At 62.3% G+C, this 20,942-nt stretch carries 25 protein-coding genes; 11 read left to right on the top strand and 14 right to left on the bottom strand.

From position 1 onward, the window contains the following. Positions 1–114 precede the first annotated feature (114 nt). From B9H00_RS10720 to B9H00_RS10705, 5 genes are all read right to left on the bottom strand, one after another. Entirely contained in the window at positions 115–1,128 is a 1,014-nt protein-coding gene (locus tag B9H00_RS10720; RefSeq protein ID WP_086900657.1) for a metal ABC transporter solute-binding protein, Zn/Mn family, read from the bottom strand. Positions 1,129–1,167: 39 nt separating this feature from the next. After that, the gene (locus B9H00_RS10715; protein WP_236944256.1) at positions 1,168–2,049 is read right to left on the bottom strand and encodes a metal ABC transporter permease; all 882 of its coding nucleotides are present in this window, start codon (positions 2,047–2,049) and stop codon (positions 1,168–1,170) included. Further along, positions 2,046–2,813, bottom strand: coding sequence for a metal ABC transporter ATP-binding protein (locus tag B9H00_RS10710; protein ID WP_086900656.1), 768 nt, complete (start codon positions 2,811–2,813; stop codon positions 2,046–2,048). The genes B9H00_RS10715 and B9H00_RS10710 overlap by 4 nt, the downstream gene beginning before the upstream one ends. After that, the gene (locus B9H00_RS16790) at positions 2,810–3,004 is read right to left on the bottom strand and encodes a hypothetical protein (protein ID WP_147376575.1); all 195 of its coding nucleotides are present in this window, start codon (positions 3,002–3,004) and stop codon (positions 2,810–2,812) included. The genes B9H00_RS10710 and B9H00_RS16790 overlap by 4 nt, the downstream gene beginning before the upstream one ends. A 145-nt stretch (positions 3,005–3,149) precedes the next feature. Next, positions 3,150–3,437 (bottom strand): DUF4235 domain-containing protein, encoded by a 288-nt coding sequence (locus tag B9H00_RS10705; RefSeq protein ID WP_120211736.1) that lies wholly within the window; start codon positions 3,435–3,437, stop codon positions 3,150–3,152. Between the two features lie 137 nt (positions 3,438–3,574). Here B9H00_RS10705 and B9H00_RS10700 point away from each other — a divergent pair, with 137 nt between their 5' ends. Next, a complete protein-coding gene (locus B9H00_RS10700) occupies positions 3,575–4,246 on the top strand; it encodes an alpha/beta hydrolase (RefSeq protein WP_086900654.1) in 672 nt (223 codons plus the stop codon). 13 nt (positions 4,247–4,259) lie between these two features. Here B9H00_RS10700 and B9H00_RS10695 read toward each other — a convergent pair whose 3' ends face one another. Then, positions 4,260–5,180, bottom strand: a complete 921-nt coding sequence (locus B9H00_RS10695; protein ID WP_211329631.1) for a LysR family transcriptional regulator — start codon at positions 5,178–5,180, stop codon at positions 4,260–4,262. 107 nt (positions 5,181–5,287) lie between these two features. Between B9H00_RS10695 and B9H00_RS10690 the strand changes: the two genes are divergently transcribed. From B9H00_RS10690 to B9H00_RS10680, 3 genes are read left to right on the top strand one after another with little or no spacing between them, the layout of a single operon-like run. Further along, positions 5,288–6,664, top strand: coding sequence for an acyclic terpene utilization AtuA family protein (locus B9H00_RS10690; RefSeq protein ID WP_086900652.1), 1,377 nt, complete (start codon positions 5,288–5,290; stop codon positions 6,662–6,664). Positions 6,665–6,675: 11 nt separating this feature from the next. Further along, the gene (locus tag B9H00_RS10685) at positions 6,676–7,038 is read left to right on the top strand and encodes an AtuA-related protein (protein WP_086900651.1); all 363 of its coding nucleotides are present in this window, start codon (positions 6,676–6,678) and stop codon (positions 7,036–7,038) included. Between the two features lie 30 nt (positions 7,039–7,068). Further along, the gene (locus B9H00_RS10680; RefSeq protein ID WP_086900650.1) at positions 7,069–8,370 is read left to right on the top strand and encodes a CitMHS family transporter; all 1,302 of its coding nucleotides are present in this window, start codon (positions 7,069–7,071) and stop codon (positions 8,368–8,370) included. A 96-nt stretch (positions 8,371–8,466) separates the two neighbouring features. Here the strand turns inward: B9H00_RS10680 and B9H00_RS10675 are convergent, their stop codons facing one another. Genes B9H00_RS10675 through B9H00_RS10665 form a run of 3 tightly spaced genes read right to left on the bottom strand, consistent with a single transcriptional unit; the run spans position 8,467 to position 10,985 of the window. Continuing rightward, entirely contained in the window at positions 8,467–9,642 is a 1,176-nt protein-coding gene (locus tag B9H00_RS10675) for an acetyl-CoA C-acetyltransferase (RefSeq protein ID WP_086900649.1), read from the bottom strand. Continuing rightward, positions 9,635–10,282, bottom strand: a complete 648-nt coding sequence (locus B9H00_RS10670; protein WP_086900648.1) for a CoA transferase subunit B — start codon at positions 10,280–10,282, stop codon at positions 9,635–9,637. The genes B9H00_RS10675 and B9H00_RS10670 overlap by 8 nt, the downstream gene beginning before the upstream one ends. A gap of 1 nt (position 10,283) precedes the next feature. Next, positions 10,284–10,985 (bottom strand): CoA transferase subunit A, encoded by a 702-nt coding sequence (locus B9H00_RS10665; RefSeq protein ID WP_086900647.1) that lies wholly within the window; start codon positions 10,983–10,985, stop codon positions 10,284–10,286. Between the two features lie 425 nt (positions 10,986–11,410). Between B9H00_RS10665 and B9H00_RS10660 the strand changes: the two genes are divergently transcribed. Beyond that, a complete protein-coding gene (locus B9H00_RS10660; protein WP_157663214.1) occupies positions 11,411–12,091 on the top strand; it encodes an alpha/beta hydrolase in 681 nt (226 codons plus the stop codon). 61 nt (positions 12,092–12,152) lie between these two features. Here B9H00_RS10660 and B9H00_RS10655 read toward each other — a convergent pair whose 3' ends face one another. The 4 genes from B9H00_RS10655 to pdxR form a co-directional block, all read right to left on the bottom strand. Continuing rightward, positions 12,153–13,613, bottom strand: coding sequence for a sodium:solute symporter family protein (locus B9H00_RS10655; RefSeq protein WP_086900645.1), 1,461 nt, complete (start codon positions 13,611–13,613; stop codon positions 12,153–12,155). Next, positions 13,606–13,818, bottom strand: coding sequence for a hypothetical protein (locus tag B9H00_RS10650; protein ID WP_086900644.1), 213 nt, complete (start codon positions 13,816–13,818; stop codon positions 13,606–13,608). Before B9H00_RS10650 ends, B9H00_RS10655 begins: the two co-directional genes overlap by 8 nt. A gap of 133 nt (positions 13,819–13,951) precedes the next feature. Beyond that, complete coding sequence (locus B9H00_RS10645; protein ID WP_086900643.1) at positions 13,952–14,221, bottom strand: DksA/TraR family C4-type zinc finger protein; 270 nt, start codon at positions 14,219–14,221, stop codon at positions 13,952–13,954. Between the two features lie 46 nt (positions 14,222–14,267). Then, positions 14,268–15,734, bottom strand: a complete 1,467-nt coding sequence (pdxR, locus tag B9H00_RS10640; RefSeq protein ID WP_086900642.1) for a MocR-like pyridoxine biosynthesis transcription factor PdxR — start codon at positions 15,732–15,734, stop codon at positions 14,268–14,270. 92 nt (positions 15,735–15,826) lie between these two features. Between pdxR and B9H00_RS10635 the strand changes: the two genes are divergently transcribed. The 5 genes from B9H00_RS10635 to B9H00_RS10615 all read left to right on the top strand — a co-directional run bounded on the left by B9H00_RS10635 (position 15,827) and on the right by B9H00_RS10615 (position 19,712). Next, complete coding sequence (locus tag B9H00_RS10635; RefSeq protein WP_086900641.1) at positions 15,827–16,285, top strand: GNAT family N-acetyltransferase; 459 nt, start codon at positions 15,827–15,829, stop codon at positions 16,283–16,285. After that, positions 16,282–16,998: a GNAT family N-acetyltransferase gene (locus B9H00_RS10630; protein ID WP_086900640.1), complete on the top strand. Its 717-nt coding sequence runs from the start codon at positions 16,282–16,284 to the stop codon at positions 16,996–16,998. The genes B9H00_RS10635 and B9H00_RS10630 overlap by 4 nt, the downstream gene beginning before the upstream one ends. A gap of 3 nt (positions 16,999–17,001) precedes the next feature. After that, a complete protein-coding gene (locus B9H00_RS10625) occupies positions 17,002–17,637 on the top strand; it encodes an FMN-binding negative transcriptional regulator (protein WP_086900639.1) in 636 nt (211 codons plus the stop codon). Positions 17,638–17,694: 57 nt separating this feature from the next. Beyond that, entirely contained in the window at positions 17,695–18,297 is a 603-nt protein-coding gene (locus tag B9H00_RS10620) for a glutathione S-transferase family protein (RefSeq protein ID WP_086900638.1), read from the top strand. A gap of 203 nt (positions 18,298–18,500) precedes the next feature. Then, entirely contained in the window at positions 18,501–19,712 is a 1,212-nt protein-coding gene (locus tag B9H00_RS10615; protein ID WP_236944255.1) for an MFS transporter, read from the top strand. A gap of 20 nt (positions 19,713–19,732) precedes the next feature. Here the strand turns inward: B9H00_RS10615 and B9H00_RS10610 are convergent, their stop codons facing one another. Then, a complete protein-coding gene (locus B9H00_RS10610) occupies positions 19,733–20,107 on the bottom strand; it encodes a hypothetical protein (RefSeq protein WP_086900637.1) in 375 nt (124 codons plus the stop codon). Positions 20,108–20,304: 197 nt separating this feature from the next. On the opposite strand from B9H00_RS10610, the gene B9H00_RS10605 reads away from it, so the two are divergent. Continuing rightward, entirely contained in the window at positions 20,305–20,940 is a 636-nt protein-coding gene (locus B9H00_RS10605; RefSeq protein WP_236944254.1) for a LemA family protein, read from the top strand. The last annotated feature ends 2 nt before the right edge of the window (positions 20,941–20,942 follow it).

Genomic DNA, 20,942 nt, shown 5'->3' with positions numbered 1-20,942 from the left:
GCGCATTGATGAAATGATCCGTCCGGAAAAAAAAGGGTAGAACATCCCTGACGCAAGAGCCCGGCGCTCATTGAAGAGGCCGGGCCCTGGCAAAACCGTCAGCGGCGTGTTACATCAGTCGTTTTGCTTCATGGCGCTGACCATCTGATCGACGTTGAAGCGGAACATGTCAGCATAGGTGGCGGCCGGGCCGTCGGCCTTTGACAGCGACTCGACGTAGAGCTCACCGCCGGGCTGGGCGCCGGCGGCGTTGGCGATCTGCTCGACCAGCCGCGGGTCGTTGGAGTTTTCAAAGAAGTAGCTCTTGATGTGCTCCTCCTTCATCTGGGTAATGAGCCCTGCCACATCCTTCGCTGAGGCCTCGCTGTCGGTGGTCATGCCCAGCGGGGCCAGAAAGGTCACGCCGTAGCGGTCGCCGAAATAGCCAAAGGCGTCATGCGAGGTCAGGATATTGCGCCGATCCCCGGGGATGGCCTCGATCTGCGTTTTAGCGTACTCATCCAGCGATTCGAGTTCCTGCTTGTAGGCGTCCCCATTGGCGCGATACTCCTCTGCGCCGGCCGGGTCTGCCTTCGACAGCGCCGCGACGATATTGTCGACCCATACCTCGACGTTGGCCGGGCTGTTCCAGACGTGCGGGTCGGGGCCGTCATGATGGTGGTGATGGCCGCCGGCGTCATCCTCATGATCATCGTGACCGTGATCATCCGCGTCATGGCCGTGGTCGTGACCTTCGTCGTCATGATCTTCGTCATGGCCGTGCTCGTGGCCTTCTTCCTCCATCTCACGGGTATGGATGTGCTCCGAGACCACCACGGGCTTTCCCTTGAAACCGGAAGTCGCAATCAGGCGATCCATCCAGCCTTCCAGACCCAGCCCGCTCATGAACACCACATCGGCGTCCCGCACCCGGCGCACGTCATTGGGCGCCGGCTCATAGGCATGCGGATCGCCGTTGGGGCCGATCAGACTCGACACCTCGACCCGGTCACCGCCCACTTCACTGACCACATCGGCCAGCACGGTAAAGGTCGCCACGGCCTTGATATCCGCCGCCTGAGCCACGGCGGCCGACAACGGTGACAGTGCCAGCATTGCGGCCCCGGCCCACCAGACTCTGATCTTCATGCATGCTCCCCGTTGAGAAGTGGAAAACGCCGACCCGGCCTAACCGGCCAGATGCGGTCGAGACAGGCGCTGGCGCACGATGCCCAGCCGCCCGAACAGAAACGACAGCAGATAAATCCCGCTGGCCGAGAGCACGATGGTCGGCCCCGACGCCACGCCGGTATGAAAGGAGATGTTGAGCCCGATAATGCCGGCCAGAAAGGCCACCAGCATGGCACTGAACATCATGCCCGGCAGGCTTACCGCCCAGAAACGCGCGGCCACGGCCGGCAGCATCATCAGCCCCACCGCCATGAGTGTGCCAAGCGACTGAAACCCCGCCACCAGGTTGAGCACCACCAGCAGCAAAAAGAGCACGTGATAGAGGTGGCCTCGCCCGCCGACGGCCCGCAGGAACCCGGGATCAAAGCACTCCATGACCAGCGGACGATAGATCAGGGCCAGCAACACCAGCGTTAACGACGAGATGCCGGCAATCAGATACAGCGCGTTCTGATCGATGGCCAGAATGGTGCCAAAGAGCACATGCAACAGATCCACGCTGGAGCCCTTGAGCGACACGATCAATACGCCCGCGGCCAGTGAGGTGAGATAGAAGCTGGCGAAGCTGGCGTCCTCGCGCACCGCCGTCGTGCGGCTGACCAGCCCCGACAGCAGCGCCACCGCCAGTCCCACAATCAGACCGCCCAGCCCCATCGCCGGCAGCGACAGCCCGGCGACAAGAAAGCCGACCGCAGCACCCGGCAGCACGGCGTGGCTCATCGCGTCCCCCACCAGACTCATGCGACGCAGCATCAGCAGCACACCAACCGGGCCGGAGCCCAGCCCCAGCGCCATGCAGGCCACCAGCGCCCGGCGCATGAAACCAAATTCGACAAAGGGGGCCAGCGTGGCGTCATAGGCCATGGTCACAAGGCTCATGCCTGCTCCTCATGCAGTTCACAGGTATGGGCATCCTCGATCCACGACTCTTCCATCATGTTGGCCCGACGCAGGTTGTGCGGTTGCAGCACCTCCTCGGTAGGTCCCCAGGCAATGGCCTCACGGGCCATCAACAGCGTCTGAGGGAAGCACTGACGTACCTGAGACATGTCATGCAGCACGGCAATCACGGTGCGACCGTGCTCGTGCCAGTGGCGGATCAGGGCCAGCAAATCGCGGGTGGTGCGCTCATCAATGGCGTTGAAGGGCTCGTCCAGCAGGATGACCGGCGCGTCCTGCAGCAGCAGACGGGCGAAGAGCACGCGCTGAAACTGGCCGGAGGAGAGCTCACTGATACGCCGCTGTTCAAAGCCGGCCAGGCCGACCTTGTCCAGGGCATCGAGCGCCCGGGCCACATCGCGACGCTTCATGCCGCCAAAAATGCCCAGACGATGCCAGTCACCCATGGCGACGGTATCAAACACACTCAGGGGGAAACTGCGGTCGACCTCGGCGGCCTGGGGCAGGTAGCCATAGCGGCTGGCCGACATGCCGGCGCGGTCGATGCGGCCTTCGGATGCCGCCATGGTGCCGGTCAGCGCCTTGATCAGGGTCGACTTGCCGGCCCCATTGGGGCCGATAATGGCGGTCAGACTCCCGGCCTCGAAACTGCCGGCCACATGGTGGACGGCCGGATGGCGCTGATAGGTAATCGTCAGATTATCAAGATGAATGGGCGCACCCTTGAGGTCATCGCAGCTCATGGGACGGCCACCGCCCAGTGCACCATGGCCCAGAGTCCGACCAATCCGACCGCCGCCAGCAACAACCGCCAGCCCACCGATGAGGCCAGTACCGAGCGTCGGCAGCGGCTTATGACATTGTCATCGCGCACGCGCGAAGCGTTTGGCGAATCATCCCTGGTAGAAGAGTGATGAGAGAGTTGACGAGACACGATGTGATTCCATGACGATACGGTGCCGGGCAAGCAACTGCCCGGCACCTTGGATGTTATAAAGTATCATCACACGTGGTCTACGCCAGCGCAATCACGCAGCACCCCGCGATCGTCTGATGCTGCCAATCAACGCCCGGTGATTCTAGTCTTCGAGTCGCGCCAGTAGCCGCTGCCCACGTCGTGATCGGCGGGTACGACGCATGCCGGCCGAGGCTACTTTCCAGCCCACGATGCGGGCAGCACCCACTGCCATGCCGCTGGCCGCCCCCCAAAGGAGTGCCTGGCGCCACTCGACGTCGTCGCGATCGGGATTGATGGGCGGCTCAAAAACGCCATGGCGGAAGGTCTTTTTCATGGCCTGACGCATGGCGATTCCGGTCGCCGCCGCCGTAGCGGTGCCGACGAGGGTCCAGAGGGTTTGAGATTTCATGGCAGTATCCTGTTGATTGATCAGTGACAGCCCTTCAAGCCTGGCCGATCCCGTTTGATGCCACCAGTACCCATGGACAGCGCCACCGCACTCGCGCACCATCCGGTGATCTTCACTAGACCATCTCAGGACATGCCATGACCGAACAGCCCCCCGTCGTCATCGAACCCGAACACACGCCGGCCACTGCCGTGGTTATTATCCTGCATGGTCTTGGGGCCAGTGCCCACGATTTCGACCCGCTCATTCCGGCGCTGTCACTGCCGGACGACCTGGCGGTGCGCTTTGTCTCGCCCAGCGCCCCCATGCTGCCGGTCACCATCAACAACGGCATGACCATGCCGGCCTGGTATGACATCACCAGCATGGCGCTCAATCGCGAGATTGATGAAGCCCAGCTCAAGGCCTCGGCACAACGCATTCATCAATTGATCGATGAGCAGATCGCCAGCGGCATCGACAGCCGGCGCATCGTGCTGGCCGGTTTCTCTCAGGGCGGCGCCGTCGCCTATGAAGCGGCCCTGACCTACCCCGAGCCGCTGGCCGGCGTGCTGGCGATGTCGACCTACTTCGCCACGGCCGACAGCATCAAAACGGATGACGCCAATCGCGGCACACCGATCGAGATTCATCACGGCACCCAGGACCCGGTCGTGGACGAGACGCTCGGCCAACGTGCCGCCGAACGCCTGACCGACATGGGCTACGACGTTGAATATCGTACCTGGCCGATGGCACACACGATCAGCGCCGATCAGGTACCGGCCATTCGACAGTGGCTGATCGAACGACTCGGGGAACAGGGCTAATCCGGCAATAGAGTTACTTGAGGCTTTCCAGACGTACGGCCGCCGGGCGCGCGCCCGGCACGCGATCGATGCTTTCCTGCAGCAGGGTCATAAAGGCTTCTATAACAGGTCCTGGCTGAACCGGACGACGCCACAAACAGCCTAGCTCGCGTGACACGCCCTCGACCCGGTACGTGGTGACCTCACTGCCCAGATTGAACACTTCGATGCACGACGCCGGCAGCAGGGTATAGCCAAGCCCTTCTCTCACCATGGCAATGGCGCTGCTCATCTGAGCCAGCTCCCAGCCCGGCACCAGTGACAGGCCTGCCTGCTTGAGCGCCCTGTCTGCCAGTGGACGAATGCTGGTGTGGGCGGTCAGGGCGATGTAGGGCAGTGCCTGCGAGCAGGTCTGCCAGTCCCGGCCAGCGCCTTGGCCTGCCGGGACAACGGCGATGAGCTCGTCCTGCCAGAGCGGCTGAAAATCCAGCGCGCTGTCCGCCTCGGGTCGAGACGTCAGGCCAATATCCACACTCGCATCACATACCCATGTCTGTATGTCTCCTGCCAGACCATCCCGCACGCTAATGTCCACCTGGGGATGGCGCTCACAAAAGCGTGCCATCACCCCGGGCAACAGGGAGGACGCCACCGACGGCAGCACCGCAAGGCGCAGGCGCCCCTGACGCAGATGCGCCATGTCCCGGGCATCCTCCAGCGCCTGATCCATGTCGGCCAGAATCCGTTGAGCGTGACCCAGAAAATGTCGGCCACCCGACGTCAGCGTCACGCTTCGCGTATCCCGCGTAAACAGGGCAATGCCCAGCAGTGTCTCGAGCTTTCTGATGGAAGATGACAGGGCCGGCTGGGAAAGGTGAACGTATTCAGCAGCGCGAGTGAAGCTGCCCAGCTCCGCCACGCTGACAAAGGCCTGCAACTGCCGCCGTGCGAACATGAGCCGCTCCATAACCATTGCCGATAGGCTCATAAAATAAAGCAGCTGGTCATGGCAGCGGCACTACACCATGGTCAAAGGCCTCCTGATGAATGGATATGAGGCCCATGACGGACGACCATTCGGATCAAACGACACTGCATATCGGTTATGGCGCCGGCTTTGCCGGTGATCGGCCACAGGCGGCGCTGGCGCTGGCCCGGGACCTGGCCACCCGCCGTGGTCCTCGCTATCTGGCGCTTGAACTGCTTGCCGAACGCACGCTGGCCCAGTGTCAGCAAAGGCGCCATGACGATGAGACCTCAGGCTACGCGCTTAGACTATTTGACTTCCTTGAACCGATTCTTCCCACCTGTCTGGCAAGCGGTATTCCCGTCATCACCAACGGCGGGGCGGCCCATCCGGTCGCGGCCGCCCATCGCCTGAGAGGCTGGCTGGACGACCAGGGCTTTCACAATGCCCGCATTGCCTGCGTGCTCGGCGATGATCTTGTCGAGCAGCTGGGCGCCCTGCCCACCCCGGACTGGCTGCCAGAGAATGTGGTGCTCGATGAAGTGGTGTCCTGCAACGTCTATATCGGTGCCGAGCAGATCCAGCAGGCGCTGGAAGAAGGTGCCGACATTGTTCTTTGCGGTCGTGTGGCCGACCCCTCGATGGCCGTCGGTGCCATTCGACACGGGCTGGGATGGTCAGCCGAGGACCCCGAATTGACGGCCATCGCGCTGGCAACCGGTCATCTGCTGGAGTGCTGCACACAGATCACCGGAGGCTATTTTGCCGACCCGATCACCAACCCCGTCCCTGACCCGGCACATCCGGGCTGCCCGATCATCGAGCTGGGGACAGAGGGTCAACTGATCGTCACCAAAACTGCCAGCACCGGCGGCATGGTCAGCGCTCGCACCGTCAAGGAACAGCTGCTGTATGAAATTCATGATCCGGCCGCCTATCTGACGCCGGATGGCGTAATGGACGTCAGCCGGGCACAGGTCATCGATCACGGCAACAACCGGGTAGAAGTCCGCGACATTCATGGTTACCCGCCCCCGGCCACTCTCAAGGGCAACCTGGGGCTAACAGGTCTGTGGTTCGGCGAAGCCGGAATCTCCTATGCCGGCCCTCGCGCCCTGGCTCGAGCGCAACTGGCACGGGAGATCGTGATGACCCGCGCCGCCGAACTGACCCCGAATCTGGCACCGCGACTGGATATTGTCGGCGTTTGCAGCGTGCTCGGCGACGCTGGAGGAGAGGTGATCAGTCAGCGCCTGGACACCGGGGATGGCGTTGAGGACGTCCGCCTTCGCCTGGGAGTAGTGGATCGCGACCGCGGGGCCATTCAGGCACTGCTTGACGACTTCGAATCCCTCTATACCAACGGTCCGGCCGGTGGCGGCGGTATTCGCACCCATCTGGTCGAATCACTGCGCACCGAGGACTTCATGATCGACCGTCACGCCGTTTCCACCTTCCTTGCCTGGTATTAAGGAGCCTCGCCATGTCCTGCGCAGCCAACGCCCTGTCCTCCTCGGTGCTACTGGCGGATTACGCTCATGCCCGGGCCGGTGACAAGGGCAATCATCTCAATATTGCGGTGTTTGTCTTTGAGCCAGGCCACTACGACTGGCTCGTCGCCATGCTCACCCCTGAACGTGTCGCGGATCACTTTCATGCCCGACGCTCCTCTGCCGTGCACTGTCATGCGCTGCCGATGCTCGGTGGTCTCAACATCGTGCTGGAAAACGTGCTCGAAGGCGGCGTCAACCAGAGTGCCGGCCTGGATCGTCACGGCAAGACACTGAGCTATCACCTGCTGGGGCTGTACCTGCCCGCCCCCGCTGCCACGTCGCATCAACAATAAAAGCCATCGATGTCCCGGAGGTAGAATGCCATGGTAACCCTGCTCGGCTTCGTGATGATGGGGTCCATCATCGCCCTGATTCTGGCCAGACGTCTCAGTCCCATCGTGGCCTTTGCCACCATCCCGATTATCATCAGCCTGATGGCAGGGTTTTCAGCAACGCAGATCGGCGAGTTCGTCAAATCCGGACTCACGTCGGTAACGCCGACCGCCACGCTGTTCATTTTTGCCATTCTCTATTTCGGCATCATGCGCGAACGCGGACTGTTCGACCCGCTGGTGACCGTATTGCTGCGCGGCACACGCGGCCAGCCGGTGAGGGTCACCATGGCGACCGTCCTGATTGCCGCCGTGGCACACCTTGACGGCATTGGCGCCGCCACCTTTCTGCTGACCATTCCGGCCCTGTTGCCGCTCTATCAGCGTCTGAACATCAGTCCACTGGTGCTGGTGTGTCTGGTGGGGCTGAGTGCCGGCGTCATGAACATGATGCCCTGGGGCGGCCCCACCGCCCGTGCCGCGGCCGTTTCGGGCATTGATGCCACCGAGCTCTGGATGCCGCTACTGCCGGTGCAGCTGTTTGGACTGGTATTGATGCTGGGGCTGGCCTTCATGTTCGGACGGCGGGCGCTGCAACAGCTTCATCATCAGGGCATCACCGTGGATGAGACCTTCGTGACTCAAATGGCTGCCCGTGAAGGGGGGCTACCCACCAGCCACTGGCGCTACTGGGGCAATCTGGCCCTGACCCTGCTGGTACTGGCGGCACTGTTTACCGGACTGTTTCCGCTCTATCTGACCTTCATGATCGGTCTTGCCATTGCCCTGGTACTCAACTTCCCATCCCTGAAGGATCAGGCGGACGCCGTCGCCCGTCATGCCAGCGATGCGTTGTCCATGGCACTGGTGATGCTGGCTGCCGGCGTACTGCTGGGCATTCTGGCCGGCACCGGCATGTCCGATGGCATGGCGCATCGGCTTCTGGATCTGTTGCCCGGCGGTGCGGTGAGCTCCCTGCACATTATCGTGGGCGTGCTGGGCGTCCCGTTGCAGATGATCTTTTCACCGGACGCCTACTATTTCGCCCTGATGCCGATCGTGCGGGATGTGGCCCAGGCCGGTGGCGTGTCGGTAGAAGCGATCGCCCGCGCCATGTTGATCGGGGAAAATACCGGCTTCAGCGTCAGCCCGGTGGTGCCCAGTGTGTACCTGGCGATTGGCCTTGCCGGTGTCGACCTGCGTGCCCATATCCGTTTTTCCTTTCTGTGGGCATGGGGACTGAGCGTCATCCTGCTGCTGTTTGCCATGCTGATCGGTGCCGTCGCCGCCTGAGCCGGCAGACATCAAAAGGAGGCAAAAAAAGAAGAGGCGGCATGGTCTGTACCATGCCGCCCCTGTTCTCATTCACTCTTTCATTCGCTGGAGCCGTCAGGGCCGCTCTACGGCCATGGCCACTCCCTGACCACCGCCCACACAGAGTGTGGCCAGTCCACGACGAACCTCCCGGCGCCCCATTTCGTGGATCAGACTGACCAGAATTCTCGCCCCGGACGCGCCGATGGGGTGTCCCAGCGCGATGGCACCGCCGTTGACATTGACCCGATCCAGCGACCAGCCCATTTGCTGTTGTACGGCCAGTGCCTGAGCGGCAAAGGCCTCATTGGCCTCAATCAGTTCAAGATCGCTGACAGACCACCGGGCGCGTTCAAGACAGCGCTGCGTGGCCGGTACCGGCCCAATCCCCATGAAGGCCGGATCGACGGCCGCCTCACCGTAGCCTCTGATGACGGCCATGACGGGGAGCCCCAGCGCGTCGGCGCGCTCGCGTGACATGACCAGCACGGCAGCGGCGCCATCGTTGAGCGTGGAAGCATTGCCGGCCGTGACCGTCCCGTCACGGGCAAATGCCGGCTTCAGACGCGACAGTGACTCGGCCGTCACGCTCTCGCGCGGCTGTTCATCCCGATCAAGGGTCGTGGTCTCACCACGCCGGCCCGACACTTCGACCGGAATGATTTCAGCCTCGAAGCGGCCGGTCTCCCGCGCGGCGCAGGCACGACGCTGGGATTCGACGGCCAGATCATCCTGCGCCTGACGGGTAATGCCATAACGCTCGGCCAGATTCTCCGCGGTAATGCCCATGTGATAATCATTGAAGGCATCCCACAGACCATCATGCAGCAGGCTGTCCAACAGCTCGGCATGCCCCATGCGCAATCCCGTACGGGCTTTGGGCAGCACATACGGCGCCAGGCTCATGTTCTCCATGCCACCGGCCACCACGATATCGGCATCACCGCAGCGAATGGCCCGTGCCGCCATCGTCACGGCGCTGAGTCCGGAGCCACAGACCCGATCAATGGTCATGGCCGGCACCGTTTCGGGCAGACCGGCATGAATGGCGGCCTGACGGGCCGTATTCTGTCCGGCACCGGCACGCAGTACGTGCCCCATGATGACCTCATCCACCGAGGCCGGATCAACGTTTCCCAGTACGCCACGAATGACTGTAGCGCCCAGCTCGGCAGCAGGCACGGTAGACAGCCCACCCTGGAAGGCCCCAATGGCGGTGCGTCCGGCTCCTGTGATCACGACCTCACGCATGGTGTTTCTCCCGTTGATCGATCAATTCACAGCCGGTGGCCTCGCGAATCTCGTCCAGCGTCACGTCGGGTGCCAGCTCGACCAGCGCCAGCCCCTCGTCGGTCACATCCATCACCCCCATGTCGCTGATGATGCGATTGACCACACCGACCCCGGTCAGTGGCAGGGTGCATTCAGGCAGAATCTTGTGTTCGCCTTTGGCCGTGTGTCCCATCAGTACCACCACGCGCTGCACGCCGGCCACCAGATCCATCGCGCCGCCCATGCCCTTGACCATTTTCCCCGGGATCATCCAGTTGGCCAGATCACCCTTTTGCGAGACCTGCATGGCCCCCAGGATGGCGAGGTTGATATGCCCACCTCGAATCATGGCAAAGGATTCGGCGTTATCGAAAAAACTGCCGCCGGGCAGCGAGGTTACCGTTTGCTTGCCGGCATTGATCAGATCCGGGTCCACGGTGTCTTCGGTGGGAAACGGGCCGATGCCCAGCATGCCGTTTTCGGATTGCAGCCACACATCCATGCCCGACGGAATATAGTTGGCCACCAGCGTCGGCTGACCGATACCAAGATTGACGTAGAAGCCATCCTGCAGCTCACCGGCGGCGCGTGCCGCCATCTGTTCGCGGGTCCAGGCCATGTCAGCTTGCCTCTCTCAGGGTACGTTTTTCGATGCGCTTTTCCGGTGTTTGGTTGACCACGATACGGTCGACAAAAATGCCCGGAAGATGCACATCGTCCGGGTCGATCTCGCCGGTCTCGACGATCTCCTCGACTTCCGCCACACAGACCCGCCCGGCCATCGCGGCCAGAGGATTGAAATTGCGGGCCGTTTTGGCAAAGCGCAGATTGCCGGCGCGATCTGCGGTCTGTGCCTTGATCAGGGCAACGTCCACCGCAAGCCCCCGCTCCATGATGTAGTGCTGGCCTTCAAATTCGCGGACCTCCTTGCCTTCGGCCACCTTCGTGCCATAGCCCGTGCGGGTGTAAAAGGCTGCAATGCCGGCGCCTCCGGCCCGAAGACGCTCGGCAAGGGTACCCTGCGGGCAGAACTCAAGCTCCAGCTCGCCGGAGAGATACTGACGTTCGAACTCACGGTTTTCACCGACATAGGAAGAGATCATTTTCCGGACCTGTCGTGTGGCCAGCAAAAGCCCCAGCCCGAAGTCATCCACACCGGCGTTGTTGCTTGCAATGGTCAGACCGCGACAGCCAGTCTCCCGCAGCGCCATGATCAGCGCTTCGGGAATGCCACACAGCCCGAAGCCGCCGACGGCCAGTGTCATGTCATCGGTAATGATGTCGGCCAGAGCCACATTGGCACTACCGTACAGCTTGTTCATGTTCTGCCCTCGAGGTCGAAAGGGGGAAACGTTCACTCTGGTGACTCAACCCACACCGCACCAGAAGATTTGTTGAATAGGCTGATTCATATTGATGATGGCCTCTTTTGACACAATAAGTCGAAGGCCCCGAAGGTAGCTGACAGGTTCGCGGCGGCATCCGCGTGACGGTCATTTTTGGTCGGCAAATGATCAAGCGACTGAAATCATCGGATTTTTCATCACGGGCTGATCAGGGGTATCAGCCAAAAGAAACAGGAATTCAGGGATGCCTGCTCATGCCCGTCACCAGAAAAACCATGCTCGCCATGCCAGCGTGATTAAACAGGGCGCTGCCCGGGCTGATCGCCTTTTACGGCACGGATATGAGCCCGCACCAACGTCATCCTTGGGACATCGCTTTCATCGTCTTTCAAGGTGTCGACATGTCCTTTGCCCAGTCCTCGATCATCGAACCCGCCAACGGCCGCCCGGCGGATGCCTGCGTTATCTTCCTGCACGGTCAGGGTGGCAGCGGCTATGACTTCGAACCGCTGTTTCATGCGCTCGCCCTGCCGGCCGGCAGCAATGTGCGCTTCGTGCTGCCCGGCGCCCCGATGCGTCAGCTCGAATGCCGTCAGGGGGCTCGCGCCAGTGCCTGGTATGACGCCGCACCGGGGGAGAACGCCGGCGGTCATGCCCAGCAGCAGATGGTGGATGCCGTGCGTCAGGTCGAGATGCGCATCGAAAGCGCCCTGGCCGAGGGCATTGATGCCAGCCGCATTATTCTGGGCGGGTTTGGTCAGGGGGCCGATATCGCCGCGCAGACCGCGCTGGGCTATCGCAAGGGTCTGGGCGGGCTGATGATGCTTTCCACGGCGCTGGGCACGATGCCTTCCAATACCCATGACGCCAACCGTCACCTGCTGATCACCATGCACCACGGTCGCCAGGACCCGGTGGGGGGCGAAGCCTCGGCACGTCAGCGCGCGGATGCCTTTACTCGCATGGGTTACAGCGTCGACTACCACGCCCACGCCATGGGCAACGAGTTCTGCGCCGATGAACTCTCCCAGCTGCGCGCCTGGCTAGTCACGCGCCTGATCCGCACGCGTCTGGTCGCCTGATGGCCCGTATCGGACAACCCCGCACCTGATAAAAAACGCCGCCCATTGGGCGGCGTTGTCATTACCGGGATCTGCTGTGCTGACGGTTGGCAATCTGCATGAACCGTGCGCCGTCACGAGGCGGCCGGGTCACCAGACTGGCCCCAAGATACAGGATCGTGGCCATCGGCAGCCCCCAGAGCCCCGCCGGCAGTCCCAGCGGCTTGATGCCGGTGACAAAGCTTGCCAGCACCAGCGCCCCGGCACCGACAATGCTCACCAGCGCGCCGGTCGCCGTTCCACGGCGCCAGAAAAAGGCCCCCACGATGGCCGGCACGGCCACCACCAGCCCGCTGGAGGAGGCCACCGACAGCACCGCGATCAGATCAAGGCGCAGCTCGGCAAAGCCCAGCGCGATCAGCGCAATCACGGGCATCACCCATTTACCCAGTTTGAGCTGAGCCTGTTCGCTGCCTTTTGAAGATGAGCGCAGATCGCGTGCAATCATCGATGCCAGCGTCAGCATGATCGAATCAATGGTCGATACCGCCGCGGCCAGGATGCCCACCATCACGATCACCCCCAGCACGGGCGGCACATGGCTGGAGGCCAGAAGCGTCGGCGTGGCCAGATCGGCGCTTTCAAGCGAGGGAAAGGCGACCAGCGCCGAAAACCCCCACAGCACCGACACCAGCGTGTAGATAAAGCCGAACACCAGAAAGCCCAGCAGCATACGCCGCATGGCGGAGAGATCCTTCGGCATGAACAGCCGCTGGCTGACCTGAGGGTTGGACAGGCTGAAAAAGAACCACGGCAGGGTCAGCCCCAGAAAGTTGATCAGGCTGAACACACCGTTGCCCGGCACCACCAGCGACTGCGGATGCTCACGGGCCAGCCGATCGAAGAGGACACCAAACCCGCCCAGCTCATGAACCACCAGCAGCGCGACCAGCGTTGAGGCCACAATCATGAACAGCGCCTGGAGCGAATCGGTCCAGGCCACCGAGCGCATACCGGCAATCCGCGAGAAAAGAATCGCCAGCAGCGTGGCCACCACCACGCCGGTGGTAAACGACACCGCCCCGCCGCTCATGCCGGAGAGCAGATAGCCGACGCCTGCCAGCTGCACCGAGGCATACGGAATCAGAAACAGACAGCTGGTCAGCGTCACCGCCACCGCCACGCCGCGGCTTTCATAGCGATGGCCAAGCATTTCCCCGGGCGTCACAAAACCGAAGTGGCGGCCCACCGCCCAGAAGCGCGGTCCGAAGATCGCCACCAGCGATACGCCGGCAAAATACAAAATCTCGAACCCCAGCGCGCCCACACCGCCGGCGTAGGTCAGTCCAGCCAGCCCGACCATCATGAAGGCACTGTAGGTGGTGGCACTGTAGCTCAACGCCGAGACCATCCCGCCCATCTGACGGTTGCCCAGAAAGTAATCGGCCATGCCAGTGCCCTGCCCCTGCCGCGAACGCCAGGCCACCACCAGTGACACCACCAGATAAAGCGCCACGGCACTCCAGATCAGCAACTCACTCATGCCCGGCACCCTGGTCATCGGCCTGTGCGGCGTCATTGAAATGGCGCGTGGCCAGCGCATTAAGCACGATGACCATTAGCCCCAGTACGCACCAGAGCAGAAAGCTGCCATACCAGGCCTGCACCCTTGAAAGCAGCGTAAAGGGCAACACAATGGCTGGAATTACCAATAGCCATACCACTCCGATCCAGCGCACCGTGGTCATTTTCGCCTTGCTCCCGGGATTAATAGAGGGCCGTCAGCATAGCGCGCCTGACTTATGCTCGAAATAAGCAAATAGCGTGAAATGTGAAAAAAAACCGGGCCCGCCAGGCCCGGCTTTTTGAAAGCACCTTGGATCAGCGCAGCTGGCTGTCCTTGCTGCCGCGACGATTGAAGCCCGAGGTCCGACTCGTGTGGCGGTCCTCCTCGGCCTGGCAGTTCACGCATAGCCGAACGCCCGGCACCAGCTCACGCCGGCGCTCGGGAATGGGCGCCTCGCACGCTTCGCAGTGCGTCAGGCTCTCGCCCTTGTGTTGCAGATGACTGCGCGCCCGTGCGACCCCCTCTTCCACGGTATCGTCGATTTGATCCTGTACTGCGCCATCTCGTGTCCAGCCGCCGGCCATGATGCTCCCTCCTGACGATAAAAGACGTCGCGATAAAGCGTTGCCATCAAGCACGTCGCCATGCCCGCGCCAGCCAGTCACCGGCTCGGGCAATGTCCTGCTCATGACTTCCAGCATAGCCCAGGACCAGCCCGGCCTGCGCAGGTGGCCCTGTAAAATAGCGTGACAGCGGCGAGAGCTGGATGCCCTGGGCGCGACCGGCCGCCACCAGTGTCTGCTCGCAGGCCACACTCTCGAGCCCGGCCAGCAGATGCATACCGGCGTGCCCATCCGAGAGCGTCAGCCCCTTATCAACGGCCGGTGCCAGCGCCCGGCGCAGCGCTGCCTGTCTGGAGCGATAGGCCCGACGCATGCGCGCCACATGTCGGGAAAAATGACCCTGCTCGATAAATTCGGCGAGTGCGGCCTGCACCGCATACTGCCCCTCCCGGTTGATCCGGGCATTGGCCCGCTGGAAGGGTTCGACCAGCGCTTCGGGCAGCACCAGATAGCCGAGCCGCAGCCCCGGATAGAGTACCTTGCTGAACGTTCCCACATAGATGACCGGCGCCTGATCCATCAGCCCCTGAAGCGAGGCCAGCGGTGGCGAGCTGTAGCGAAACTCGCTGTCGTAATCATCCTCGATGATCCAGCTGCCCTGCGCACGCGCCGTTTCCAGCAGCGCCAAGCGCCGCGACAGGCTCAGCGTTACACCCCTGGGGTACTGATGCGACGGCGTCACGTAGATCAGCTTCGGCGGCGCCCCCTGCGGGGCGCGCTCGATATCGATGCCCTCGGCATCGACAGGCACCGGCACCAGCGATAACCCTGCCGCTTTCAGGGCCACCTGTGCGCCAACATAGCCGGGCTCTTCGATCCAGGCGCCGTCACCGGGATCGGTCAGCATCCGCGCGATCAGTTCGAATCCCTGCTGTGCGCCCTGGGTGATCAGAATCTGTTCAGGCGTACAGCGCACCGAGCGCGACAGCCGGAGATAGTCATACAGTGCCGTCTTCAACGCTTTAACGCCGCCGCCACTCTGGTAGGCCAGCCACGACTCGGGGGCACGCTGCTGATGACGGCGCAGCAGGCGCTGCCACTGCTCGCGCGGAAATAGATCCAGCGCCGGGATGCCGGGGGCAAAGGCGCGATGATGTCCGCCCGACAGGGCACAGTCCGCCAGCAGGTCATCACCGCGTCTGGAGAGCTGCCTCTTTTGTGGGGCAATCGGTGCCTGATGAATCGCCTCGGCCAGCGCCAGCCGCGCCACGAACAGCCCCGCTCCCGGTCGGGACACGACAAACCCTTCCGCGGCCAGTCGATCCAGCGCCGAAAGCGCCGTATTGCGGGCAATGGAAAGTTCACGTGCCAGTTGCCGGGACGACGGCAGCGCCTCGCCCGCGGCCAACTCTCCGGATTCGATCCAGCCGCGCAGGGCGACATAAAGCTGTTGACCCAGCCCCTGATCGCGATGACTCGTCAAACGGATGGCGAGCGCTTCGCTCACCCAGGCAGTGCGTGCAAGCCGGCTCAACCGGTTCTCCTGATTTTCCTGAAACTGGCCCTTATGGAAGAACCAGTATGCGGTCACGATGATCGAACGTCATCACCTGCCTGGAGCGATCCATGTCCCCTGTTCGAACGGCCACCCTTTCGGATCTCGATGCCCTGACCACCCTGCTGGACGGTTATCGTGTTTTCTATCAGCAGCAAAGCGATGAAGCGGCCTGTCGCGGCTTTCTTCAGGAGCGCCTTGAGCGCGGCGACTCCTATCTGCTGGTTCACGACGCCGGCCACGGCCCGGACGCTTTCGTGCAGCTCTACCCGGTGCTCTCAACGGTAAGTCTTGCCCCGCGCTGGCTGCTCAATGACCTGTTTGTGGCTCCGACTGTGCGCGGTCGCGGTATCGGCCGAGCATTGATGCAGGCCGCCGCGAACCTGGCCCGAGAGCACGGCGTGGCGTCACTGACGCTGAGCACCCAGATCCACAACCACGCGGCAAAAGCGCTGTATGAATCGCTGGGCTGGGAGAAAAACGAGGCCTTCGACACGTACCTGCTCTCCGTTCCGGGGTCAGGGTCATGACACTCTCTTCATCATCCTCTCCCCCAACAGGCGCTCTGATCCATGACTGGCAGCCGCCGCCAATGCCCGGTCACGACACGCTGAAAGGACGCTATTGTCGGGTGGCACCGCTGAACGTGGCGACACACGGCGAGGCGCTGTTCAACGCCTGGCAGAAGGATGACGCCTCGCGCTGGGTCTATCTCGGCGGGCGCCCCTTCCATGACCGGGACAGCTGTCTTGAATGGCTGGCCGGTCGGGCCATCTCGCGCGACCCGACGTTTCTGGCGCTCATCGACCGGGAGCGTGATCAGGCGATGGGCGTGGCGGCCTGGCTTAACATTGCCTGTGAACACGGCACCCTCGAGCTGGGTCATCTAAACCTTTCCGGGCAGATGGCACGCACCCGTATGGCAACAGAAGCGCTGCATCTTTTGATCGCTCACGCCTTCTCACTGGGCTATCGCCGTGTGGAATGGAAATGTGATGCGCTCAATGCACCGTCACGACGGGCCGCCGAGCGGCTCGGCTTTCGCCATGAAGGCCTTTTTCGCCAGCATCGCGTGGTCTGCGGGCGAAATCGCGATACGACCTGGTATGCCTTGCTTGATCACGAGTGGCCACCTGTCGCGGACGCGCACAGGCAGTGGCTGATGCCGGATAACTTTGACGACACGGGCTATCAGAGCGTCGCGCTATCGACGCTGACCGCGCCCCTGCGACAGGGAGAGTAAGCCATGTATTTACCCCGTCACTTTCGGATGGACAGCCTCGAGGCGCAGCATGCCCTGATGGCGCACTACCCCTTTGCCACCCTTGTCACCGTCTCAAGCGGCGACATCGAGGCCAATCCGTTGCCCCTGTTGCTCAACCCTTATCAGGGAGAGCATGGCGTGCTCGAAGGCCATATCGCTCGCGCCAACCCGCTCTGGAAAACGCCGGCGGCACAGGCCATGGCCATGTTTCATGGGCCTGACAGCTACATTACTCCGAGTTCGTATCCCGCCAAACGCACGCATGGCCGGGTCGTGCTCACCTGGCATTATCTGAGCGTACAGGCACACGGCACGCTTCGATTCATCGAGGGCCCTGACTGGCTCAAGGCACACGTCGCCAGGCTGACCGATCGATTTGAACAGGGCCAGGCCACGCCCTGGTCCATCGGCGATGCCCCGCAGGCGTACATCGATGGGCTGTGTCAGGCGATTGTGGGAATCGAGCTTTCCATTGAGCGCCTGATCGGCAAGCACAAGGCCGCGCAGCACAAGGATGAGGCGGCGCAGCAGGCGGTGTGCAGCGCCCTGAAGCAACAAGGCATGAGCGACTCGGAAGCCGGCTGGCTGAGTGGCGCGCCCTTTACCCGGCATGGGTGAGGGTTCACCGGATATCCATTTTTATCGTTTTTTCCAACACGACTGGCAGGGGGCGTCATGTATCGCGTTTACGGCGATCAGCACTCGGGCAATTGCTACAAGGTCAGGCTCGTCCTGCAATATCTGTCACTGCCTTATGAATGGATAGAGATGTCCATCCTGAACGGGGATACCCGAACGCCGGCCTTTTTACAGCGCAATCCGAATGGCAGGATTCCCGTGCTGGAACTTGAAGACGGCACCTGTCTGGCAGAGTCCAATGCCATCCTCTGTTTTCTCGCTGACGGCAGCACGCTGATCCCGACGGGTCGGCTGGCGCGGGCACGCATGTTTCAATGGTTGTTTTTCGAGCAGTACAGCCACGAACCTTCCGTGGCGTCGGCACGATTTATCGTGCGCTATCTAAACACCCCGGCCGAGCGGCGCCAGGATCTGGCCGATCGACAACAGGAAGGACACGCAGCCCTGGCCGTCATGGAGCAGCAGCTTGTCACCGCCGACTTCCTGACAGGTGAGCGTTTTACGCTGGCCGACATCGCCCTGTATGCCTATACCCATGTGGCGCCTGAAGGGGGTATCGATCTGTCCGGCTACCCGGCCATCAATGCCTGGCTTGCACGAGTGGCATCACAGAAGGGTCATGTCGCCATGGCGAGCTAAAAGATGTCTTGTCGGAGAAATCCCTGGATCATGCCTCCCGCCCAAGGTCCGAATCGGTGGGTATAAGGTCGTTGTCGACATCGCCGTCTGACCGCACACTCTCTACTGTTTCCCTGCGGAAAGCCGGCGATGCACCATACCCTCGATCTCTTGATCCATCCGAACTGTCCGCGATGCCATTTGTTCGGCTCGGGAGGCACATCATGAATCAACCACGTCGATCAACGCCGCTGCCGGCTACGGTCTGGTGGCTGGCCCTTTGCCAGGCACTGCTGGTCAGCGGCAATATCATGCTGATCACCATCAATCCGTTGATCGGCGCGCACCTGTCGCCGTCGACCGCGCTGATCACCCTGCCGGTGGCCGCCCAGATGCTGGGCACGACCTGTGCCACCCTGCCGGCCGGCTGGTTGACCGAGCGCCTTGGGCGACGGCGCACCTTTATCATGGCCAATCTGACCGGGCTTTCCGGCATTGCTCTGGCAGCGCTGTCGCTGGCCGGGGAAAGCTTTGTCGGCTTTAACCTGGGCGCTTTCGGAATCGGCGCCAGCATCGGGGCCGGCATGCTCTATCGCTTTGCCGCAGCGGATGCCGCGCCCGAGCAGCGTGATCGGGCGCTTTCGATGGTGATGGCCGGCGGCGTGCTGGCGGCGCTGTTCGGCCCCTGGCTGGCCGGTATCTCTCGCCATCTGTTCGCCGTGCCCTTTCTGGGGACGCTGGCAGGGCTTGCCGGTCTGTACCTTGTCGCGCTGTTGATTGTGGCCAGCCTGAATCTGACCGACCCGGTGCCGCGCGGCCGCCGGGGCACATCAATCTCAAGGCTTGCGCTGTTGCACCGCCCGCGACTGGCCGCCGCGATGGTGGCCGCCGCCCTGGGTTATACGGTCATGAATCTGGCCATGACCGCCACCCCGCTGGCCATGGCCCACCATGGCCACGGTTTTGAAGCCACGGGACATGTGATCAGTGCGCACGTGCTGGCCATGTTCGCGCCGTCCTTTGTCACCGGCCATCTGATTCGACGGTTTGGTCACGTCCGCATGATCGTGACCGGGGCGATGCTGCTGGGGCTGAGTGCGCTTTGTGCCCTGCTGGCACCGGCTCTGTCCGCCTTCGGCGTGGGGCTTTTGCTGCTGGGACTGGGCTGGAACTTCACCTTTATTCCTGCCAGCGCCTGGCTTGCCAGCACCCATACTCCGGAGGAAGCCCCCCGGGTACAGGCACTCAATGACTGTGTGGTGTTCAGCATGGTGACGCTTTCAGCGCTGGCAGCAGGACCGCTCAATGCGTGGCTGGGCTGGCAGGCGCTCAACCTCTGGCTGCTGGTGCCCGTGGGCGTGATGGCACTGGCCGTGATGTGGCTGAACCGTCGGTCCCACGTGTCCGCTTCGGCCCGCACATCTGCCTCGTCATGAGGCAGAGGTCTCGACCCGACTCAGGGTGATGGCGGAGCGGTGTCATCCTGAGTGCGCTCATCGGGAACCTCGGCGCTACCCTGCGGCGTTTTGGTGGTGTTGTCGTCGTTCATGCTGCCCACACCCTGCTTTTGATGCTGGCGCTCCATTGCGCTGGATGATTCATGAGAATCCTTGAGCTGTTGCTGGCGCTCGCGCTGCATGCTGCCGCTTTGATCCTCCATACCGCTGGCGCCGCCAGGGCGGGAGAGCTCATCAGTATTCTGCACAGACGACACGGAGGGGGATGACTGGGTCGATGACCCGTCCTCTTCCGACGGCGGAGACGTGGCCAGCGCCAGCACGGGCACCAGTGCCAGGCTCAGTCCACAAACCACGATTCGCAATGTCTTCATGACGCTGTTCTCCAGGGCGTGATGCCAGATCCAAGCATAGTGGGCGCACCAGCTTTTACGGCTGCTGCTTTGGTCATGTGACAAGGCCGCTGACGACGATTGGCGTGGCGGCATCTAGACTGACATCATCAGTGTGCCGTCATGTTGACGGTTGCCTGCATCCATCCCTCATGCCCGTTCGTTCGAGATCCCGACCCATGTCCATGTCTGACCACCATTTTTCTCCCGCTCATGGCGGCCGGCGCGCCCTTCACTGGCAGTGTCTGGCGCTGCTGTGTCTGTGTTTGACGCTCTCCGGCTGTGGCATCAACAAGATTCCGACTCTGGATGAGAAGGTCAAATCGGCCTGGTCACAGGTCGAGAACCAGTACCAGCGACGTGCCGATCTGGTCCCCAATCTGGTCGAGACGGTGAAGGGGTATGCCAACCAGGAGCGAGAAACCCTGACGGCGGTCATCGAGGCGCGCTCGAAGGCGACCTCGATTCAGGTCGATGCCGACACGCTCAACAACCCCGAACAGATGCAGCAGTTCCAGCAGGCCCAGCGCCAGCTCAGCGGGGCGTTGAGTCGTCTGATGGCAGTCTCGGAACGCTACCCGGACCTCAAGTCGAATCAGAACTTCCTGGCGCTGCAGTCCCAGCTCGAGGGCACGGAAAATCGGATTGCAGTGGCACGACGCGACTTCATCCAGGCGGTTGAGGCCTACAACACCGAGATTCGTACCTTCCCGGGCAGCATCTGGCACAAGATCATGTACAGCGATCTGCCGATCCGCGAAAACTTCGAAGCCACTGCCGAAAACGCAGAACAGGCCCCACAGGTGAAATTCTGATG

Origin of the sequence: Kushneria marisflavi, from assembly GCF_002157205.1 — a bacterium.
In the GTDB taxonomy this organism is placed as follows: Bacteria; Pseudomonadota; Gammaproteobacteria; order Pseudomonadales; family Halomonadaceae; genus Kushneria; species Kushneria marisflavi.
This window is presented reverse-complemented; position numbering and strand designations above follow the sequence as displayed.

What these genes read in the sequence shown, in the direction of transcription:
- B9H00_RS10720 (WP_086900657.1), bottom strand. Translation starts at nt 1,128, where the DNA reads ATGAAGATCAGAGTCTGGTGGGCCGGGGCCGCAATGCTGGCACTGTCA.
- B9H00_RS10715 (WP_236944256.1), bottom strand. Translation starts at nt 2,049, where the DNA reads ATGAGCCTTGTGACCATGGCCTATGACGCCACGCTGGCCCCCTTTGTC.
- B9H00_RS10710 (WP_086900656.1), bottom strand. Translation starts at nt 2,813, where the DNA reads ATGAGCTGCGATGACCTCAAGGGTGCGCCCATTCATCTTGATAATCTG.
- B9H00_RS10705 (WP_120211736.1), bottom strand. Translation starts at nt 3,437, where the DNA reads ATGAAATCTCAAACCCTCTGGACCCTCGTCGGCACCGCTACGGCGGCG.
- B9H00_RS10700 (WP_086900654.1), top strand. Translation starts at nt 3,575, where the DNA reads ATGACCGAACAGCCCCCCGTCGTCATCGAACCCGAACACACGCCGGCC.
- B9H00_RS10695 (WP_211329631.1), bottom strand. Translation starts at nt 5,180, where the DNA reads ATGTTCGCACGGCGGCAGTTGCAGGCCTTTGTCAGCGTGGCGGAGCTG.
- B9H00_RS10690 (WP_086900652.1), top strand. Translation starts at nt 5,288, where the DNA reads ATGACGGACGACCATTCGGATCAAACGACACTGCATATCGGTTATGGC.
- B9H00_RS10685 (WP_086900651.1), top strand. Translation starts at nt 6,676, where the DNA reads ATGTCCTGCGCAGCCAACGCCCTGTCCTCCTCGGTGCTACTGGCGGAT.
- B9H00_RS10680 (WP_086900650.1), top strand. Translation starts at nt 7,069, where the DNA reads ATGGTAACCCTGCTCGGCTTCGTGATGATGGGGTCCATCATCGCCCTG.
- B9H00_RS10675 (WP_086900649.1), bottom strand. Translation starts at nt 9,642, where the DNA reads ATGCGTGAGGTCGTGATCACAGGAGCCGGACGCACCGCCATTGGGGCC.
- B9H00_RS10670 (WP_086900648.1), bottom strand. Translation starts at nt 10,282, where the DNA reads ATGGCCTGGACCCGCGAACAGATGGCGGCACGCGCCGCCGGTGAGCTG.
- B9H00_RS10665 (WP_086900647.1), bottom strand. Translation starts at nt 10,985, where the DNA reads ATGAACAAGCTGTACGGTAGTGCCAATGTGGCTCTGGCCGACATCATT.
- B9H00_RS10660 (WP_157663214.1), top strand. Translation starts at nt 11,411, where the DNA reads ATGTCCTTTGCCCAGTCCTCGATCATCGAACCCGCCAACGGCCGCCCG.
- B9H00_RS10655 (WP_086900645.1), bottom strand. Translation starts at nt 13,613, where the DNA reads ATGAGTGAGTTGCTGATCTGGAGTGCCGTGGCGCTTTATCTGGTGGTG.
- B9H00_RS10650 (WP_086900644.1), bottom strand. Translation starts at nt 13,818, where the DNA reads ATGACCACGGTGCGCTGGATCGGAGTGGTATGGCTATTGGTAATTCCA.
- B9H00_RS10645 (WP_086900643.1), bottom strand. Translation starts at nt 14,221, where the DNA reads ATGGCCGGCGGCTGGACACGAGATGGCGCAGTACAGGATCAAATCGAC.
- B9H00_RS10635 (WP_086900641.1), top strand. Translation starts at nt 15,827, where the DNA reads ATGTCCCCTGTTCGAACGGCCACCCTTTCGGATCTCGATGCCCTGACC.
- B9H00_RS10630 (WP_086900640.1), top strand. Translation starts at nt 16,282, where the DNA reads ATGACACTCTCTTCATCATCCTCTCCCCCAACAGGCGCTCTGATCCAT.
- B9H00_RS10625 (WP_086900639.1), top strand. Translation starts at nt 17,002, where the DNA reads ATGTATTTACCCCGTCACTTTCGGATGGACAGCCTCGAGGCGCAGCAT.
- B9H00_RS10620 (WP_086900638.1), top strand. Translation starts at nt 17,695, where the DNA reads ATGTATCGCGTTTACGGCGATCAGCACTCGGGCAATTGCTACAAGGTC.
- B9H00_RS10615 (WP_236944255.1), top strand. Translation starts at nt 18,501, where the DNA reads ATGAATCAACCACGTCGATCAACGCCGCTGCCGGCTACGGTCTGGTGG.
- B9H00_RS10610 (WP_086900637.1), bottom strand. Translation starts at nt 20,107, where the DNA reads ATGAAGACATTGCGAATCGTGGTTTGTGGACTGAGCCTGGCACTGGTG.
- B9H00_RS10605 (WP_236944254.1), top strand. Translation starts at nt 20,305, where the DNA reads ATGTCCATGTCTGACCACCATTTTTCTCCCGCTCATGGCGGCCGGCGC.